At 65.0% G+C, this 18,834-nt stretch carries 18 protein-coding genes; 6 read left to right on the forward strand and 12 right to left on the reverse strand.

All coding sequences use genetic code 11. The features are described from left to right. Positions 1–11: 11 nt before the first annotated feature. From BI327_RS39575 to BI327_RS39585, 3 genes are read right to left on the reverse strand one after another with little or no spacing between them, the layout of a single operon-like run. On the reverse strand, positions 12–3,131 hold the full coding sequence (locus BI327_RS39575; RefSeq protein WP_076867061.1) for an efflux RND transporter permease subunit: 3,120 nt from the start codon (positions 3,129–3,131) through the stop codon (positions 12–14). Beyond that, entirely contained in the window at positions 3,128–4,324 is a 1,197-nt protein-coding gene (locus BI327_RS39580) for an efflux RND transporter periplasmic adaptor subunit (protein ID WP_083742411.1), read from the reverse strand. The genes BI327_RS39575 and BI327_RS39580 overlap by 4 nt, the downstream gene beginning before the upstream one ends. Further along, positions 4,321–4,917 (reverse strand): hypothetical protein, encoded by a 597-nt coding sequence (locus BI327_RS39585; RefSeq protein ID WP_245335071.1) that lies wholly within the window; start codon positions 4,915–4,917, stop codon positions 4,321–4,323. The genes BI327_RS39580 and BI327_RS39585 overlap by 4 nt, the downstream gene beginning before the upstream one ends. Positions 4,918–4,997: 80 nt before the next feature. Between BI327_RS39585 and BI327_RS39590 the strand changes: the two genes are divergently transcribed. Next, positions 4,998–5,897 (forward strand): LysR family transcriptional regulator, encoded by a 900-nt coding sequence (locus tag BI327_RS39590; protein WP_076867077.1) that lies wholly within the window; start codon positions 4,998–5,000, stop codon positions 5,895–5,897. 79 nt (positions 5,898–5,976) lie between these two features. Here the strand turns inward: BI327_RS39590 and BI327_RS39595 are convergent, their stop codons facing one another. Together BI327_RS39595 and BI327_RS39600 are read right to left on the reverse strand one after the other, a co-directional pair. After that, positions 5,977–7,590 carry a DHA2 family efflux MFS transporter permease subunit gene (locus tag BI327_RS39595; protein ID WP_076867062.1) on the reverse strand — a complete coding sequence of 538 codons (1,614 nt, stop codon included), beginning with the start codon at positions 7,588–7,590 and terminating at the stop codon, positions 5,977–5,979. Positions 7,591–7,605: 15 nt separating this feature from the next. Next, on the reverse strand, positions 7,606–8,871 hold the full coding sequence (locus tag BI327_RS39600; RefSeq protein WP_394329916.1) for an HlyD family secretion protein: 1,266 nt from the start codon (positions 8,869–8,871) through the stop codon (positions 7,606–7,608). 201 nt (positions 8,872–9,072) lie between these two features. Here BI327_RS39600 and BI327_RS39605 point away from each other — a divergent pair, with 201 nt between their 5' ends. Together BI327_RS39605 and BI327_RS39610 are read left to right on the forward strand one after the other, a co-directional pair. Next, positions 9,073–9,798: a TetR/AcrR family transcriptional regulator gene (locus BI327_RS39605; RefSeq protein WP_159450528.1), complete on the forward strand. Its 726-nt coding sequence runs from the start codon at positions 9,073–9,075 to the stop codon at positions 9,796–9,798. 96 nt (positions 9,799–9,894) lie between these two features. Beyond that, positions 9,895–10,791, forward strand: a complete 897-nt coding sequence (locus BI327_RS39610) for an outer membrane protein (RefSeq protein WP_089025724.1) — start codon at positions 9,895–9,897, stop codon at positions 10,789–10,791. A 226-nt stretch (positions 10,792–11,017) separates the two neighbouring features. Here BI327_RS39610 and BI327_RS39615 read toward each other — a convergent pair whose 3' ends face one another. The 6 genes from BI327_RS39615 to BI327_RS39640 form a co-directional block, all read right to left on the reverse strand. Then, a complete protein-coding gene (locus BI327_RS39615) occupies positions 11,018–11,341 on the reverse strand; it encodes a hypothetical protein (protein ID WP_076867064.1) in 324 nt (107 codons plus the stop codon). A gap of 72 nt (positions 11,342–11,413) precedes the next feature. Beyond that, positions 11,414–12,130 carry a dihydrofolate reductase family protein gene (locus BI327_RS39620; RefSeq protein WP_076867065.1) on the reverse strand — a complete coding sequence of 239 codons (717 nt, stop codon included), beginning with the start codon at positions 12,128–12,130 and terminating at the stop codon, positions 11,414–11,416. A gap of 191 nt (positions 12,131–12,321) precedes the next feature. Beyond that, positions 12,322–13,503, reverse strand: a complete 1,182-nt coding sequence (gene chrA, locus BI327_RS39625) for a chromate efflux transporter (RefSeq protein ID WP_076867066.1) — start codon at positions 13,501–13,503, stop codon at positions 12,322–12,324. A 22-nt stretch (positions 13,504–13,525) separates the two neighbouring features. Then, the gene (locus BI327_RS39630) at positions 13,526–14,245 is read right to left on the reverse strand and encodes a superoxide dismutase (protein ID WP_143271785.1); all 720 of its coding nucleotides are present in this window, start codon (positions 14,243–14,245) and stop codon (positions 13,526–13,528) included. Between the two features lie 52 nt (positions 14,246–14,297). Beyond that, positions 14,298–14,645 (reverse strand): hypothetical protein, encoded by a 348-nt coding sequence (locus BI327_RS39635; RefSeq protein ID WP_076867067.1) that lies wholly within the window; start codon positions 14,643–14,645, stop codon positions 14,298–14,300. Positions 14,646–14,729: 84 nt separating this feature from the next. Next, positions 14,730–15,548, reverse strand: coding sequence for a chromate resistance protein ChrB domain-containing protein (locus BI327_RS39640; protein WP_076867068.1), 819 nt, complete (start codon positions 15,546–15,548; stop codon positions 14,730–14,732). 257 nt (positions 15,549–15,805) lie between these two features. Here BI327_RS39640 and BI327_RS39645 point away from each other — a divergent pair, with 257 nt between their 5' ends. From BI327_RS39645 to BI327_RS39655, 3 genes are all read left to right on the forward strand, one after another. Then, a complete protein-coding gene (locus tag BI327_RS39645) occupies positions 15,806–16,084 on the forward strand; it encodes a metal/formaldehyde-sensitive transcriptional repressor (protein WP_050422196.1) in 279 nt (92 codons plus the stop codon). A gap of 22 nt (positions 16,085–16,106) precedes the next feature. Further along, positions 16,107–17,171 carry a nickel/cobalt efflux transporter gene (locus tag BI327_RS39650; protein ID WP_076867069.1) on the forward strand — a complete coding sequence of 355 codons (1,065 nt, stop codon included), beginning with the start codon at positions 16,107–16,109 and terminating at the stop codon, positions 17,169–17,171. A gap of 144 nt (positions 17,172–17,315) precedes the next feature. Beyond that, positions 17,316–18,389 (forward strand): Cj0069 family protein, encoded by a 1,074-nt coding sequence (locus tag BI327_RS39655; protein WP_076867070.1) that lies wholly within the window; start codon positions 17,316–17,318, stop codon positions 18,387–18,389. Between the two features lie 248 nt (positions 18,390–18,637). Here BI327_RS39655 and BI327_RS39660 read toward each other — a convergent pair. Beyond that, a partial coding sequence (locus tag BI327_RS39660; protein WP_143271786.1) for a transposase occupies positions 18,638–18,834 on the reverse strand: 197 nt, incomplete at its 5' end.

The raw sequence follows: 18,834 nt of genomic DNA on the forward strand, positions 1-18,834 counted from the left end.
GCAAGGGCGCGTCACGTGGCTGTTTCGACTCCGCGCGGGGCGGTCTTCCGCGCTGTCCTGCGCAGCTTGGCTAACGACCGGCTGATGCTGTCGAGATAGATGTAAACGACCGGCGTCGTGAACAGCGTCATCAGCTGCGAGACGATCAGCCCGCCGACGATGGCAAAGCCGAGCGGCTGACGCAATTCCGATCCGGTGCCGGTCCCGATCATCAGCGGAACGCCGCCGAGCATCGCACACATCGTTGTCATCAGGATCGGGCGGAAGCGCGCCCGGCAGGCCTGATAGATCGACTGTTCGGCGGAGACGTGCTGGTGGCGCTCGGCCTGCAGCGCGAAATCGATCAGCATGATGCCGTTCTTCTGCACGATGCCGATCAGCAGGATGATGCCGATCAGCCCGATCACGTCGAGCCCGAGGCCGAACGCCCACAGCGCGATTAGCGCGCCGAGCCCGGCGGACGGCAGGGTCGAGAGGATCGTGATCGGATGGATCGTGCTCTCATAGAGCATGCCGAGGATCAGATAGACGGCGACCACCGCGGCCAGGATCAGGATCGGCGTCGACGCGAGCGCCGCCTGGAACGCCTGCGCATTGCCCTGGAAACTGGTGACGACGGTCGACGGCACGTGAAGGTCGGCGGTCGCCTTCTGCACGGCTGCGACCGCGGTCCCCACCGCCGTGCCCGGCGCCAGGTTGAAGCTCAGCGTCACCGCCGGGAACTGGCTTTGATGATTCACGGAGAGCGGCGCGGTGCCGTAATCGATGCTCGCGATCTGGCTCAGGGGCACCATCGTCCCTGCGGACGAGCGGACATAGATGCGGTTGAGCGCGTAGGGGCCGAGCTGGAACGACGGGTCGACCTCCAGGATCACGTAATAGGTGTTGAGCGTCGTGAACAGCTGGGCGACGTGACGCTGACCGAATGAATCATAGAGTGTGTTGTCGACCGCGGCCGGATCGATGCCGAGGCGGGAGGCCGCGTCGCGGTCGATCTGCAGCTTGAGCTGACGCGCGGCGTTGGCCTGGTCGGTCGCGACGTCGGCCAGCTCCGGCAATGTCTTCAGCTTCTGATACAGCTTGCCGGCCCACAGATTGAGCTCGTCCTGGTTCACGTCGGTGAGGGTGAACTGGTACTGCGTCTTGGACAGGCGGCTGGCGAGATTGATGTCCTGCGTCGCCTGCATGAACACCGACATGCCCTTGATCTTTTGCAGCGCCCTGTCGAGCTGGCGGATCACCTGATCGGCGGAGGCGCTGCGCTCGTTGCGCGGCTTCAACAGCACGAACAGGCGGCCGTTGTTCTCGGTCACGGTCGGGCCGCCCGGTCCGATATAGCCGGTCGCATTGGCGACCGAAGGGTTCTTGGAGATGACGTCGATGACGCTACGCTGCAGCGTCGCCATCTGCGCCGGCGAGATGTCGGCCGAGGCCTCTGTGATGCCGGTGATCATGCCGGTGTCCTGTTGGGGGAAGAAGCCTTTCGGGATACCCACGAACAGCAGGCCGGTCACCGCGACGCCGGCCAGCATGATCGACAGCGTCGTGGCCTTGTAGCGCAGCGCTGCGGCAAGCACGGCCTCGTAGGCGGTCTGGATCGCGACGAAGCCGCGCTCCAGCGAGCGCGAGACAATCCCGGCTCCGGCGTCTTGGTGCGGCGACAGCAGATAGGCGCACATCATCGGCGTCAGCGTCACCGAGACGATCACCGACACCACGATGGCAACGCACACCGTGATGGCGAATTCCTGGAACATGCGGCCGATCACCCCGCCCATCAGCAGCAGCGGAATGAACACCGCGATCAGCGAGACCGAGATCGAGATGATGGTGAAGCCGATCTCGCCGGCGCCTTTCAAGGCGGCCTGCATCGGCGAGAGGCCTTCCTCGATGTGCCGGGAGATGTTCTCGATCATCACGATGGCATCGTCGACGACGAAGCCGACCGCGATCGACAGGCCCATCAGCGACAGATTGTCGAGGCTGTAGTTGAGCAGATACATCACGCCGAAGGTGCCGATCAGCGAGATCGGGACCGAGACCGCCGGGATGACGGTCGCCCAAAGATTACGCAGGAACAGGAAGATCACACCGACCACCAGCGCGATGGTCAGCACCAAAGTGAACTGAACGTCGGCGACGCTGGCGCGGATGGTCTGCGTACGGTCGGAGGCGATCGTGACCTTGATGTCGGACGGTAGGCTCGACACCAGCTGCGGCAGCAGCTTCTTGATGCCGTCCACCGTGCTGATCACGTTGGCGCCGGGCTGGCGCTGGATCGCCAGGATCACGGCGGGCTTGTCGTTGTACCAGCCATGCAGCGTGACATCCTCGGCTGCCACCACGGCGTGCCCGATGTCGCGCAGGCGCACGGGCGCGCCATTGCGATAGGCGATGATCAGGTCGTTATATTTGCTCGCGTTGAGCACCTGGTCGTTGGTGGCCAGCGTATAGGCCTGCTGACTGCCATAAAGCACGCCCTTCGGCTGGTTCACGGTGATATTGCCCAGCGTGGTCCGCAATTGCTCGAGATCGATTGCTGCGGCAGCGAGCTTGGCCGGATTGACCTGGACCCGAATCGACGGCTTCTGCATGCCCCCGATGGTGACGAGCGAGACGCCCGGCACCTGCGACAATTTCTGCGCCAGGATGCTGTCGGCATAGTCGTCGACCTTGGTCAGCGGCTCGGTGTCCGACGTTAGCGCGATCAGCAGCACCGGCACGTCGGCCGGATTGACCTTGTGGAAGGTCGGCGGCGACGGCATGGTCTTGGGCAGTTGCCCCGATGCCGCATCGATCGCGGTCTGCACGTCCTGCGCGGCGGCATCGACGCTGCGGTTCAGCGCAAATTGCAGCGTGATCTGGGTGTTGCCGAGCCCGCTGCTTGAACTCATGCCGGTCAGGCCGGCGATCTGGCCGAATTGCCGCTCGAGCGGGGTCGCGACCGAGGAGGCCATGGTCTGCGGGTCGGCGCCGGGCAATTGCGCGGTGACCTGAATGGTCGGAGTGTCCACCGTAGGCAGCGCCGAGACCGGCAGCCGCACGAAGGCGATCATGCCGACCAGCACAATGGCGATGGCCAAAAAGGCGGTGGCGACGGGCTTGCGGATAAAACCTGCGGAGACGTTCATGGCAGCATACCTGCGCTTGCGGTGGTTGCGTCTTGGACCTGATCCTTCTTGTCATCGGGCACGATCTCGACCGTCGTCCCCGGATTGAGCCGGTACTGGCCCGCGGTGACCACGGTCTCGTTCGCGGCGAGGCCTTGCTCGATTAGAATCTGTCCGTCGCGCGATTGTCCGGTCGTGACGTGATGGATGCTGACGACGTTGTTCGGGCCGACCGTGTAGGCGAAGGCACCGTCCGGTCCCTGGCGCACCGCCGTCAGCGGCACCGTCAACGCATCGTGGCGGACCGCGATCGTGAGATGGACGTTGACGAAAGTGCCGGGCCACAGCGTATTGCCGGCATTGGGAAAGGATGCCTTCAGCTGCACCGTGCCGGTCGAGCTGTCGACCTGGTTGTTGATCAGCATCAGGCTGCCGTGGTCGAGCTTGTACCGGTTCTGTGCATCATAGACGTCGACCGAGGCGTCTCCGGATGCCAGCGCCTGCCGGACACCCGGGATGTCGCCGGACGGCAGCGTGAAGATCACCGCGATCGGCTGCAACTGGGTCAGGACCACGAGCCCGTTGGTGTCGGTCGGGTGTACGACGTTGCCGGGATCGATGCGGCGGATGCCGGTGACGCCGTCGAACGGCGCGGTAATCGTGGCGTAGCTCAGCTGGGTCTGCGCGGCTTCCAGCGCCGCCTTGTCGAGCGCGACGGTGCCTTCGCCCTGCGCGACCTGCGAATCCTGGGTATCGAGCAATTGCTGGGTCGCAAAGCCGCGATTGGCGAGCGGCTGCGTTCGCGCCAGATTGGTCCGGGCGTTCTTCAAGGTCGCCTCGTCGCGCGCCAGCGCGGCCTCGGCCTGGTCGACCTGGGCCTCGTAGACCCGCGGGTCGATCCTGGCGAGCACGTCGCCGCGCTTCACCTGCTTGCCTTCGACGAAATCGACGCTGTCGAGCGTGCCCTGCACCTGGGTGCGGATGGTGGCTGTGTTGATCGGCGTCACCGTGCCGAGGCCCTCGAGCACGATCGGCACATCGTGTTGCAGGACCTTCGCTGCCGTCACCGGAACGACAGGCGGGGTCGTGGTCGACTGGGCTGCTGCCGGGGCCTTGTCGGCTGCGCGGTCCGGCCGATCCACGGCATATAAGCCGACGCTGATTGCGGCGGCGACCAGGCACGCGCCCGCGATCTTGAGGGTCTTCGATGTCATGGGTTACCAGCTCCATCGGTGGTCCGGCGGCTGATCGTTGCAACCAGCTCGAGGACAAAGGTTTCGGTTGCGTTCGCCGCGGCCGCTTCCGCTCCGCGACCGGCGGCCAGGTCGAGATTGATGATGCGTGCGTCGAGATCGGCAGCGCGCAACGCGCCGATCAGGCTGCCTTGCGGCGCATCGTCGTTATGATGAATGACGAGCCGGATTGCGGTCACCGTCGGCACCACGGGAAACGGCAGTGCGCCAGAGGCGACGTCGATCGCGACAATACCGCCGCAAGGCAGCTCGCCCCTTAGCGTCAGTTCGAGCACGCGCCGCGCGATGCACCCTTCACCCAGCAGGATCAGCCGCTGCGGGGGGACATCGACGCGGTCAAGCGCCGCGGCAACACCGCTCAGGATGCCGGCATAGCTGGTCTCGCGCAGCGCAATCGGCCGCCAGGTCGCAAGCGGCGTGAGCCGTTGCCAGCGCGCGAAGGTCTTCGGCATGGCTATGGCCGTGACATCGGGGGTGACCAGGACACCGACCAGTACGCGTGCGTTGGCACGATGGGGCCGAATTGCGATGGCGCTTTGCAGGCTCTTGGGCATGCCCGGAAACTGGGCTTCAGCCCGATATTATTCAAATGAATTGTCTTTATCTGCTAATTCATATCATGCATGATGGCGGCATGCGGATGCGCAATCTCGATCTCAATCTGCTGCTGGTGTTCGACGCCATCATGCGCGAACGCAGCGTGGTGCGCGCGGCCGGCGCGCTCGCTATCAGCCAGCCCGCCGTGAGCCACGCGCTGAACCGGCTGCGTCATGCGTTGAAAGACCAGCTATTCGTCCGCACGCCGTCCGGCATGCTGCCGACGCCGCGTGCGGAAGCGCTCGCGCTGCCGGTCCGCAAGGCGCTGAGCGAGCTGCAGCTCGCGGTCGAGGGTGATCGTTTTGAACCTGCGCAGGCGGAGCGGCGCTTCGCCGTCGCGGTGAACAACTATGCCGCAGTGGTCGTGGCCGGCTCGGTCATCGCGGCGGTGCGCGCGCAGGCGCCCAAGGTGCGGCTGACGCTGGTGCCGAGCGGCACGCTGAATCTGGCCGACAGGCTCGATCGCGGCGAGCTCGATCTTGCGATCTCCGCCCGAGCGCTGGATGGCGAGCGTTTTGCATCCCGCCGGTTGATCGAGGACCGCTTCGTCGCAGTGCTGCGGGCCGGTCATCCGGCGTTGCGCAAGAAGCTGACCGGCGAGACACTGGTCGAGCTGCCGCACCTTGCAATCACCTCCAGCGGCGAAGATCTGGATTTCATCGACGCCTGGCTGCGGGCCCGCAAGGCCGAGCGCACCATTGCCTCCGATGTGCCGTATCTGTCCGCCGGCGCCGTCCTGGTGCAATCGAACATGGTTGCGATCCTCGGACGCAAGCTCGCGCTGGAATTCCGCCGCGCCTATCCGATCGAGATGCGGGAGCTGCCGTTCGATGCATCGAAGCTGCAGAGTGTCATGAGCTGGCATCGCCGCTTCGACGATCTGCCGGCGCACCGCTGGCTGAGAGACACGATCGTGGCCGCCACGAGCGGCATTTGACCTCTATCGAGAGGATCGCGAATCGAAACGCCCGCGCCGACCGTGGCGCGGTCGTCTCGCAGTTGACCTCTGCACTTCGTCAATGGCCGACAGGGGCGGGGCCGCCGAGCTTGACCTTGCGCAGGGTCAGCGCCAGCGGGATCGCCGACAGCGCGATCAGCATCAGCACCCAGAACGCATCCATGTAGGACAGGAACGAGGCCTGGGTCTGCACCTGCTGGCCGATCCACTGCACCGCCTGCTGCTGCGCCTGCAACAGTGAGTTGCCCTGGGCGAGGAAGTAGTCGGTGACCTGGTGCAGCGTGTCCTGGTATTGCGGGCTCGACGGCGTCACCTGCTCGACCAGTCGGCTCTGGTGGAACTGCTGGCGATGCGTGAGCACGTTGGAGACCAGCGAGACGCCGATCGAGCCGCCGGTATTGCGCGCCGCGTTGATCAGCGCGGAGGCCTGGTCGGTCTTCCCGGCGGGAATGCCGTCATAGGACGCCGTCATGATCGGAATGAAGATCAGCGGCAAGCCGACGCCGATCAGCATGCGCGAGCGTGCCATGTACCAGAAGCCGAGATCGCCATACACGTTGGTCATGCTGTACATCGAGGCGGCGATGACCAGCGCGCCGACGATGATCAGATATTTCGGCTGCACCTTGGCGGCGAGGCGGCCGACCACGAACATCATCAGCATGGTGACCACGCCGCCGGGCGACAGCACGAGGCCGGCCCAGGTCGCGGTGTAGCCGAAATCCTGCTGCACCAGCTGCGGCAGGAACTGGGTGGTCGCGAGCAGGATGGCGCCGGTCGCCAGCATCACCAGGAAGCAGGCGCCGAACTGCCGGGTCGCGACCATGCGCAGATCGATCATCGGATTGCGGCGGGTCATTTCCCACGGGATCATCAGCACGAACGCCGTGCCGCAGATCACCGCTGACGTGACGATAAAGGGCGAGGCGAACCAGTCGTCCTCCAGCCCGCGGTCGAGCATCACCTCGAGCGCGCCGAGGAAAGTCGCCACCAGCGCGAAGCCGACGACGTCGAAGCCGTTGTCCTGCTGGGGCTCGCTGCCGGTCTTTGCAGTGGTGGCTTTTGCTTTCGCGGGCTCCTGCAGCACCGCCGCGATCAAGATGGTCGCGAATGCACCGACCGGGGCGTTGATCAGGAAACACCAGTGCCAGGACAGGTTGTCCGACAGCCAGCCGCCGAGCGTCGGGCCGACCACCGGCGCCACCACGACGGCGATGCCGAACACCGCAAAGGCTTGCCCGCGCTTGGCCGGCGGGAACGCGTCCGCCAGGATCGACTGCGCCACCGGCACCATGCCGCCGCCGCCGAGGCCCTGCAGGATGCGAAACAGCAGCAGCGCGTTCAGATTGGGCGCGAAGCCGCACAGGATCGAGCTGACCGTGAAGATGCCGAGGCAGATCAGGAAGAATGTCTTCCGCCCCAGCATCTTTGCGAGAAAGCTGGACGCGGTCAGGATGATGGCGTTGGATACCAGATAGCTCGTCACCACCCAGGACGCTTCATCCTCGCTCACGCCCATGCCGCCGGCGATATAGGGCAGCGCGACGTTGGCGATGGTGGTGTCGAGCACCTCCATGAAGCTCGCGAGCGCGACCACAATGGCGATCAGCCAGGGATTGACGGTGACGCGCGGGGCGGGGAGGCTTTGGGCATCGATTGCTGCTGCACTCATGACAGCCTCCCGGTATCAGAGCTTGCCAAGCCGCTCGAACAGCGACGGCGCGGCATTGATCCGCACCGTCGGCACCACCGACATGCCCGGGCCGAGCGCGACGTCGGCCGGCGGATTGTCCATCACGATCTTCACCGGCACGCGCTGCACGATCTTGACGTAGTTGCCGGTGGCGTTCTGCGCCGGCAGCAGCGAGAACGCGGTGCCGGAGCCCGGCTGCACGCTCTCGACATGGCCGTTGATGGTGCGGCCGGGATAGGCGTCGATCTTCATCGTCACCTTCTCCCCGGGGCGCATCTTGTCGAGCTGGATCTCCTTGAAATTCGCGGTAACCCAGGTCTGGTCGGGCACGAACATGGTCAGGTTGGTGCCGGCCTGCGCGAACTGGCCGACCGCGGCCGACAGGTTGACGACGCGGCCAGGCTGCGCGGCGGTGACCGTGGTGTAGGACAGATTGAGCTTGGCCTGATCGCGCTGCGCCTCGGCCTGCGCGAGGTTGGCGACCGCGCTCTTGCGCTGCGCCTTCAGTGACTCGACCTGGCGCTGTGCGAGGTTGAGCGTCGCCTGCGCGCTGAGGAGAGACGCCTGCTGCTGATGCAGCTGCGAGGTGTACTGCTCGGAATTCTGCACCGTGCCGTAGCCGGTCTGCTCCAGATGCTGGTAGCGCGTCGCCTGCTGCTGGGCGAAGGTCAGTGCCGCCTGCGCCTGATCGACCTGGGCCTGGTTGGCCGAGATCTGCGCCTGCTGCACGTCGAGCTGCGCATCGACATTCTCGATGCTGGCCTGGGCGGCTGCGACCTGCGCCTCGGCCTGCGCCAGCGCGACGCGATAGTCGCGGTCATCGAGCCGGGCGATCACATCGCCGGCCTTGACATGCTGGTTGTCGGTGACCGGAACCGCGGTGATGTAGCCGGAGATCTTGGGTGCGAGCGCGGACTGCCGCGCCGCGATGAAGGCGTCGTCGGTGGATTCGAAATGCTCGGTGTAGTCCATGTAGAGATAGCCGCCGCCGAGTGTCGCGGCGAGCAGCACCGCGCCAACAGCGGAGACGACCGGACGGCGGCGCAGGAAGCCGCGCCTCTCGGCCTTGCCGGTGACCTCCGGCGGGATCGTTGCGGGCGGGGCGGGCACCTTGCCTGCGGGGCGCTCCTCGGCGGGGGCCTTTGCGGTGATCTCGGCGCTGTCGGGCTTGATGTTGGGCTCATGGGAGACCGGAGCGGGCGAGCCCTCGATGCCCTCGTGCCCTGGCTGGTCGCGCTCCAAAACGGTGTCTTCGAACATTGCTGGCGGCTCCTGGCTGTTGAGCGAGGTCTGCACGGCCTTCGCCAAAAGGAACGGTACCGTTCCGTTCTGTGCGGCAAATAGTCTCGCTTGCGGCGAGCGTCAATAGGAACGGAACTGTATCGTTCTATTTACAACTAGATGTGATAAGGCTATATTGCCTGATATTGCCGGCCTGACCGGCCCATGGAACCCAGAGCGATGACCACCAGTACCCTGAAGATGCCGCGGGCGCCCCGGACCAAGCCGGCGGCCAGGCCGATCGAGGTGCGCGCCGGCCGGCCGCCGAAGGAGCTCGCCGGCGAGGTCGATGCGCGCATCCTCGACGCGGCGCGCAGGGTGTTCCTGCAGCGCGGGTTCGAAGGGGCGAGCATTGATGAGATCGCGGAAGCCGCGCGCTCCGGCAAGCGCACGATCTATGCGCGCTTCCGCGACAAGCGGGCGCTGTTCACCGAGGTGGTGACGCGGGACATCCTGTCACGCATCGCTGAGTTCAAGGCCGACCCGCCGATCGGCGCGACCATCGAGGAGCGCCTGACCAGTGTGGCGTCGACCCTGCTGCATTGGGGCTTCGATGCCGACCGGATCGGCCTGATGCGGCTCGCCATCGCGGAGGCGCAGCGCTTCCCGGATCTCGCCGCCAACGTCAACCGCAGGGCGCGGGCGCTCGCCACCGAGCTCGGCATTCACCTGCTGCGCGAGCTGACGCAATCCGACGAACTCGGCAAGCTGCCGGCCTTCGCGCCGGAGCAGTTGCCGACCACGGCGCGCCTGTTCCTCGACATCATCGCGGTGCCGATGCTGTTGCGGGCCTTGTTCGAGGTCGACCTGAAAGCGCTCGACCCGGAGATCGACGAGCATGTGGCACGCGGCGTCGCATTCTTCGTCGCCGGGTGCAGAACCGGATACCGGTTCGGGACCGATTGATCCGCTTGCTTCAGGCAAGTTCGATCACTGGGTTGCGAGCACGGCCCGTTGCAACTTCGCCACAGCGATCAGAAAAGAATCCAATTCGAATGAGGCATGCTGTCGCACGTCTCCCGTCCGTGGCACAACCCAGAGTTAGGCGATCTCGCCGGGTGCAATGGAATGGGAATGGGAATGCGTGGTTTTGCAATTGTCGGGGCTGGCCTGATTTCATTTTTGGGGTTTGCAAGCGCGGCATCCGCCGCTGACCTGTCGGAGCGCAGCTGGACCAAGGCTCCGCCTTTGGTGGCTGCCGCGTTCAACTGGTCCGGCTTCTACGCCGGCGTCAATGTCGGCGGCGCCTGGTATGATGGCGGGAATATCGCGACGAGCAGCAATGTCGCGTCGATCCTCCCCCCGGCCAACATCATCCTCGTTCCTGCTTCGAACAGCAACCAGGCGGGTGTGACCGCGGGCGGATTGGTCGGATACAATTACCAGGTCGACAGGGTCGTCCTCGGCCTCGAAGCCGATTTCAACTATGTCGACCTGAAATCTACCAGGAACGGCAGCATCACCGTCGCCCTCCCCGGCGGCGTGACGGGAAGCTTCAATCCCACAAACACCAGCAAGATAGATTGGTTCGGCACCGTGCGGGGGCGCATCGGCTTTGTGCCGGCTGAGCGCCTGCTGATCTATGCGACGGGCGGTCTCGCCTATGGCGAGGTGAAGACCAGCATCGTCCATTCCCAAGCGTTTTCCACGGGGCTGTCGCGGCTTTGGCTTGGCGACAATTCCGACGTCCGCGTCGGCTGGACCGCCGGCGGCGGCGCCGAATATGCCTTCACCAACAACTGGACGCTGCGCGCCGAGTATCTCTACGTCGATCTCGGCACCAGCGGTGCCACGGCGACGTTCCAGGGCACCGATCCGGTGAATAGCCAGATCCGTTACAACGCCAGCCGCGAGAACAGGTTCAGCGTTGCCCGCGCCGCGTTGAGCTACAAGTTCTGACACTGGAGTGAAGCGCCGTCCCGTCATGCCCGGCATCAAGCCGTGCATGACGGACGTGGTTCGCCGCGCTTTGCTTCGTTCTCCGCGGCGCGTTCAGCCCGGCGCGCCCTCAACCGCGCGGCGCAGCCACACCGCGCCCGGTGTCGCGTTCTTCGTCGCGGCGTGCCGGAACGGTTGGCCGGAGAGTCCGAGGCAATAGGCGATCGACAGCCGCCCTCGCGCGCGCTCAGCGTGACATCGGATCGTCGCGATACCGGAACAGCACTTCCGCCGCGAAGCCGGTCGTGACGTCCTTGCGAACGTCCCGGGCGATGTGGCGGCTGGCAAAACTGGCCGCGAAGATCTCCGCCTCGGTCATGCCGAGATCAGCCATCAGGCGCGTCGCGGAGAACAGCTCGTCGGGCGATTTCTCTTTCTTCGCCTTCAGATAGTTTTCCAGCCGCGTCCGTTTCGAGCGCTTGCTGACCCAAAACACGATGGAGGCGCCGGCCGCGATGATCGACGTCAGGATCGAGGCGACGTTCGCGCCTATGCGAAGCCAATGCTCCATGCCGCCCCCGCATCCGTCGTGTCCGCGACGGGAGAGTGAGCCCGATTGCCGCCCTTGTCGAGACGTCCAGGCTCAGGCCGGCGCGCGCTCCACGGCGTGACGCAGCCAGACCATGCCGCCTTCCAGCGTTTCGCAATGGGTCAGCCGGAGCGACTGTCCGGCGCCGGGACGGTCGCCCGCCTCGCCGTGATAGTCGACGATGCATTGCGATCCGGCGACACCGTCGACCGCAGGAAAGATCAAGGTGCTGAATTCATCGATCAGCCCATGCTTGAGGAACGCGCCGTTGATGCCGCCGCCGCCTTCGAGCAGCAGTGTCCTGGCGCCGAACAGCGCCGCGAGCTGCGCCATCGCGCCCGGCAGGTCGTCGCCCTTGAGGCCCGCGAAGATGTAGGACGCGCCGTCCTCGCGCAGCTCGGCGAGATGGCTGTCGGTGACCTGTTCGCCGAGCACCGCGACCGCGTGATCGCCGCCGACATTGTCCTTGCCGAAATGCACGCGGCCCGACGGGTCGATGCCGATTGCAAGCTTGCGGCCGTCGCGGCTGCCGAGATGCGGCTCGCGCGGCAGTTTCGGCGCATTGGCGATGTGCCGCTCGGTGCCCTTGGCCATCTCGTTCATGGTGACGCGGCCGATGATCCAGCCATCGGCATTGAAGCCGTCATGGATCCGTTCGTAATGGGAGCGCAGTACGTCGGCCGCGATCCCGGTGGCCGGCTTGGTGAAGCGGCTGGGATGAAGCCGGCCGTCGATCGACGTGCCCATGTGGCAGATGATGTGGGGTCGCATGAGATGAACTCTTCGATTGGGAATGACGGCGCCGCAGGGAGCGAGCGGGGCACGTTGTGATTTAGGGCGCCGCAGGCGAATTCTCAACGCCGATAGCGCAGCGGTGTTTCAACCGACGTGGTCTGCCAGTACCCGCTCAAGTCGGGTCGCCGTGTGCTGATCGAGATGCTGCCAACCTCTTACCGAAATCGTCACTTCACCATCACCCAGGCCGGCTGTAGCCACGGATATGCGATCAGGCCGACCACCGCAGTGGCCGCGATCAGCATTGGATTGCTGACCTTCCAGCGGAACAGAACCGCCAACGACACGATTCCGACCAGCGCCGTGAGCCAGTCGCCGATGGCGATCTTGCCGAGCAGGATGCACGCGCCGAGGATGGTTCCGATCGCGGCTGCATAGGCACCCTTCACAAAGCCCTGTACGTTGGCGTTGCCGCGATGCCGTGCGAGCAGCGGGGCCACGATCAGCACCAGCAGGAACGACGGCAGGAAGATGCCGATCGTGGAGACGACCGAGCCCCAAAATCCGGCCACGAGATAGCCGACAAAGGTCGCGGTGATCACCACCGGTCCCGGGCTGATCATGCCGATCGCGACCGCGATGAGAAACTGCCGCTCATCGAGCCAGTTGTACTGCTGCACGAGCCCTTGCTCGAGGAACGGCACGATGACGAGGCCGCTGCCGAATGTCAGCGAGCCCGCCTTGAGGAAGAACAGCAGCAGCTTGGAGAGCGTGGACCCGCTTGCGACCGGGGCAATCGGACCGGCGGCGGCCGGTACGATGGCAATCCCCGGCAAGGTCACGGACGAACGTTTGAACAGGCTGCCGTAATAGAGAATGCCCACGATACCCGCACCGATAAACAGCAGCGCGACTTCGGCCTGAAGGATGACCGTGACGGCGAGGCAAACCGCCGCGATCGTCCATTGCAACCAGTCCTCCATGCCGAGCTTGGCAAGCCGGTAGCAGGAGTGAAGGATGAGCGCGATCACGGCGGGGCTGACGCCGTAGAAGATCGCGGTGACCGGCTGGAGATCGCCGAGATAGACGTAAAGCGCTCCCAATGCGGCGACGATGACGAAGTTGGGAAGGATGAAGCACCATCCGCCGACCCAGGCTCCCCAAAAGCCGCCGCGAAGCCAGGACACGTAGATGCCGACCTGGATCGCCAGCGGTCCCGGAAGCGATTGGCAAATGGCAATCGATTCCCTCATCTCCTCCTTGGTCAGCCATTTCTTGCCGTCAACCAGTTCGCGCTCCATCTGCCCAACAAGCGCGACCGGGCCGCCGAAGCCAAGAAAGCCGAGCCGCAGGAAATAGCGTGCCAGTTCTGCCAAACGGCCGCGCTGCAAATCTGTTGGCGCAATCACCGAAAAACTCCTCGCGGCTTCCTCAAGTCTCTTTTGAGTATTGCTCGTACAGTCTGGCCGCGTTGTCCCAGCGGATGGCTTCCATGTAGATGTCGACATAGCGTGCCGCGGCCGCACCGAAGTCCATGTGATAGGCGTGCTCGTACATATCGAGCACCAGCACCGGACGGCCGCCGGCGAGCGTCGTCGTGTGATCGGCCGCCCATTGGTTGACGAGCCGCTTGTCGCGGGGCGAGTAGGCGAGGATCACCCAGCCCGAACCGCCGCCTTCGGCCTTGCCCATGGCGGAAAATTCCGCGCGCCAGCGCTCCATGCTGCCGAAGTCGCGCGCGATCGCTTCAGTGAGCGCGCCGCCCGGCTTGCCCGCGCCGCCGAGTCCATCGAAATAGATCTCATGCAGGATCATCGAGTTCGCGGCGATCAACTCCTCGCGCTTCAGGCCGTTGATCATAAAGTTCGGCGCCTTGGCGAAGTCGAGTTCGGCAAGCTGCGTGCCGATGGCGTTGAGCCGCTTCACCGCGCCGACGTAATTGTTCTCGTAGTGGCTGACCAGTATCTTTTCCGAGATGCCGGTGATCGACTTCGGATCGAACGGCATCGGCTTTGCCTGATAGGACATCGCCTTGGCTCCTGTCTGTGGTTTGGTTTCGGCAAGGGCCTGGTTGGTGCCGAGCACGGCTGTTGATGCTGCGGCCGCACCGACCCCTGCGATAAAGTTCCGGCGCTCGGTGTTCACTGTCATCGGTCTCTCCAGATGTGAATTGATGGCATCGTTGATGCTTCGGATCGCGGCTCTATTGCTTCGAGAGCCCGACGATGGTTCGGAATCCCGAGATCGTCTGCACCGAGATTGCGACGGAATCGCCGAAACGGACGGCATTGAAGATCAAGCCGTCCTGGACCTTGAATGGTTCGGTCCTGTCTGGGGACAGCCGTATCAGCAGCGTGTCGCTGCCTTCATCGACGCTATCGACCACGCCGCGCAGCGTTTCGGTCGCCGGCGGATGCAAGATCACCGCCTGCAACGGTACGGACGTTTTTTGCTGTTCACGGAGCTCATGCCGCGTCAGCGCGCAGGCGGGCATCGCGCTGCTCGCGACCGCGACCGCAAGAATCACGTGAAGGAGCTTCTGCTTCTGCATGGTTGTTCTCCTGGTTGTGTTGTGCTGCCCCAGGCTATTGAGAGGCGCGCTTTCCGCGCGCCGCTGCTCTCGCCGCGACGTCGGTCACGGCTTCACCTTGCTGGTCGGCCAGTTGTGCGTCTCCCGGGTCGCGTCGCGGCACCAGCGATAGAACGCGTCGTAGAGCAGCATGCCGGCGCTCAACTGTTCGAGGTCGTCGTCGAACATACGCGACAGGCCGAGCGAGGCTGCGAGCAGTCCGGGTGCCTCGGGCGAGAGGTCGAGCCGTGCGGTGTCCGCCGCCCGCACCATCGTCGCGAGCCGCTCCAGCGCCGGCGACGAGAGGCCGAACTCCTTGACCATGACGTCGAAGGTGCAAAGTTCGCCGCGATGGCTCCAGAATACGTTCTCGATGTCGAATGGCGTGGCCTCGAACCGTTCGGCGACGGCTTCGACCTCGGCTGACGTGACGAACAGAAACACGGCCGCGGGATCGACAAAGCGGCGGATCAGCCACGGACAGGCGATGCGATCGATCTTCGGGCGCGATCGTGTGACCCAGACGGTGCGGCCGCGCCCGTCACGCTTCGGGATCCGGTCGGCAGGAACGGTCGGCAATTCCGCCTGCCTCCAGCCGAGGTGCCCGCCCTCGAGAACTTCGGCTGCGATATTGCTGCAGCGGAGCCAGGCCGCGGTGCCCTCGGCGAGCTTCTGCCCCTTCTGGCAGACCACGACCACGGACTGGCCGCCGAGACGGGAAGCCCAATCCTGGACATTGAGATGCGAGTGCCTGATCGCGCCCGGGATCAGGCGCGGATCGGTGGAGAAGTCCTCATCGAGGCGAACGTCGACGAGCGTCGGCGCCTTGGCGGTGCCGATGAGACGAGACAGTTTTTCGGATGAGATCGATGTGTATGACGACATGGTGCGCCCTTGGTGACAGGACGCGATTCTTGGGCATGTCGCCTCGCGGGGAGATCGCACATCCCCGTGCCTCCAATAGAAGACCAATGCGCGTTGCTGTCAACCGCTGAGCCGGATCGGCGGATCACCAAGAATTCACCGCCCATGACAGGAACATGTCGGCGCTGCACTTTGCGTGACGCCTTCGCGGATGCACGGCGAGCGAGAATCGCGAAAGCGGTGTTGACCAATATAGGGTACCCCCCTATATTATTGGCATGTCGCACACGATCAAGCACAAGTCCAAGCTCGTCGGCCGGGTTCGCCGCATCAAGGGCCAGCTCGAAGCCGTCGAGCGGGCGCTGGAGTCGGAGATCGGCTGCGCCGACGTGTTGATGCTGGTGGCGTCGGTTCGTGGCGCCATCAATGGCCTCACCGCCGAGCTGCTCGAGGATCACATCCGTCATCACGTGGTGGACCCATCCCGGGAAAAAGATCCGGAGAAAGCACAGGGCGCCGCTGACCTGATCGACGTCGTTCGTACCTATTTGAAGTGAAGCCGATCCTGAAGTGACACCGATGACCGATCTGTCTCAGCTGCTTCAGCAGAGCAGCGCGCATGCGTGGCTGTTCATCCCCAGTGCGATCCTGCTCGGCGCACTGCATGGTCTCGAGCCCGGCCACTCCAAGACGATGATGGCGGCGTTCATCGTCGCGATCCGCGGCACGGTGGTGCAGGCGGTGCTGCTCGGCCTGTCGGCGACGGTCTCGCACACCGCGATCGTCTGGATCGTCGCGCTCGCCGGGCTGCATTACGGCCAGCAATGGTCCGGTGAGCGCAGCGAGGCCTGGCTGCAACTGGTGTCGGCCGCGATCATCATCGCGGTCGCGGCCTGGATGGCCTGGCGCACCTGGCGCGAGCAGAATTCGGAACACGATCATCACCGTCATCACGACGAGACCCGCCAATTGACCCTGGCCGGGCAAGCGGTGTTGCTCGAAGTCTTCGAGGACGGCGTGCCGCCGCGCTGGCGGTTGCGCAGCGAGGCCGGGGCGCTGCCGGCAGCCGGTGAGGTCAGCGTGGTGACGATCCGCTCCGACGGCAGCGAGCAGCATTTTGGCTTCGCCGAGCGCAACGGCTATCTGGAAAGCATCGATGAAATTCCGGAGCCGCATGCCTTCAAGGCGCGCGTCACAGTGCGGGCGGAGGCCGGGGAAGTCCTGTTCGAGGAGCACGACCATGCGCATATGGATCTCGGCGACGCCGACGATGCGCATGCGCGCGCGCACGCCGCCGACATCCGCAGGCGCTTTGCCGGACGAACCGTCACGACGTGGCAGATCATCCTGTTCGGCCTGACCGGCGGGCTCATTCCGTGTCCGGCGGCGATCACCGTGCTGCTGCTTTGCCTTCAGCTCAAGCAGTTCAGCCTCGGCTTCGCGCTGGTGCTGTGCTTCGGCATCGGGCTTGCGATCACGATGGTCTCCGCAGGCGTCGCGGCCGCGCTCAGCCTGCGTCATGCCGAGCGTCACTGGGGCGGCCTCGGCCGCTTCGCGCAACGCGCCCCCTACGTGTCGGCCGCGCTGATCGTGCTGGTCGGCCTCTACACCGGCTGGCTGGGGTGGCACGGCATCATGGCGTGATCCCGGATCAGACTCTGATCCGAGCCACGTCATCCCTCTTGAAACCTCTGCGGGGTGGTCTAGAGTCGGTCCCACGGGGATAGCCAGACTCCCCGTGAGACTTCGGTCCAAGCTCTGCGCGACAACCCGTCGTGGAGCTTTCAAATGGACACCGAACCGCACACCCCCCGTCGTTCCAGAATTGCCATCTTGTCGCGAGGCGATGCCGCGTCGCGCCGGGAGGCGACACCGCAGAACAGCCGCTTCGTTCGCGTCTTCGAAGCGCTCGCCGCCGCCGGCATCGACGCTGTTCCCGCCATCTACGACGAAACTTTCGCCGATGCCGTCCGCGACCAGCTGCTGGCCATGGACGGCGTTCTCGTCTGGGTCGATCCGATCCATCAGGGAGAGACGCGCGCGGCGCTCGATCCGCTGCTGCGCGAGGTCGCGGCAAAGCGACCGTGGGTCAGTGCGCATCCGGACGTCATCCTCAAGATGGGCATCAAGGAAGTGCTCTATCGTACCCGTCATCTGGGCTGGGGCGCCGACACCCATCGATACGCCACCGCCGCGGCGCTCCGCGCCGAATTCCCGACGCGCCTGCGCGCATCCGGTCCGCGCGTGCTCAAGCAGAACCGCGGCAACGGCGGCCAGGGCGTCTGGAAGGTCGAGGCCTTGCCCGACGCCATGGTGCGCGTGCTGCACGCGTTGCGCGGCAGCCAGCCCGAGCAGGTACCGCTGGATGATTTCATGGCACGTTGCGAGCCGTATTTCGGTTGGGGCGGCTGCATCATCGATCAGCCATTCCAGCCGCGCCTGCCTGAGGGCATGATCCGCTGCTATGTCACCGGATCGAAGGTCGCGGGCTTTGGGCACCAGCTGATCAAGGCGTTGATCCCGCCGCCTCCGGAGGGCCCGGATTCACCGCAAGCCCAGCCCGGACCGCGCATCATGCACGGCCCCGATGCGCCGCAATTCCAGCCGCTGCGACGCCGGATGGAAGACGAATGGATCCCGCAGATGACGCAGATGCTGGCGATCGATGACGCGTCGCTGCCGGTGATCTGGGACGCGGATTTCCTCTACGGTCCACGCGACGCCGATGGTGCCGACACCTACGTGCTCTGCGAGATCAATGCGAGCTCGTGCTTTGCGATCCCCGACGAGGCGCCGGCCGCGATCGCGCGGACGGTCCGGGATCGCATTGCCGGGAATGTGGAGAGCGATACCGGCGGATAGAGCAGGGCTCGGACGATTCATGTCGCGAGAGCGCGAAGCTGCGTCCCCACTAATGCTGTCATCGCCCGGCTTGACCGGGCGATCCAGTACGCCGCGGCCTCTCGGTTCAAGCGCGAACGCCTCTGGAATACTGGTTCACCCGCTCTCGCGAGGGCTTTGCGAAAGTCGATCGCATCGGCGGGAGCTTGGGGGTATTGGTGTGGGTCGGTTGGGTGGCTCGGGTTGGTGAGCCATGATGGCTGGTTTGGTTAGACGACGTGGAGTGGCGTCCTCGCCCATCGCTGGAGATTGATCGCGATCGCTGCGAGTTGGAAGGCTGCCGCATTGCGCGTCAGGCCCCGATAGCGGGCGCGCGCGAGGCCATAGACGCGCTTGAGCAATGCAAACAACGGCTCGATCGGGGCGCGTCGATGCGAGATAACCGCGTTACGGCGCACCGCCCAAG

Source organism: Bradyrhizobium mercantei (assembly GCF_001982635.1).
In the GTDB taxonomy this organism is placed as follows: Bacteria; Pseudomonadota; Alphaproteobacteria; order Rhizobiales; family Xanthobacteraceae; genus Bradyrhizobium; species Bradyrhizobium mercantei.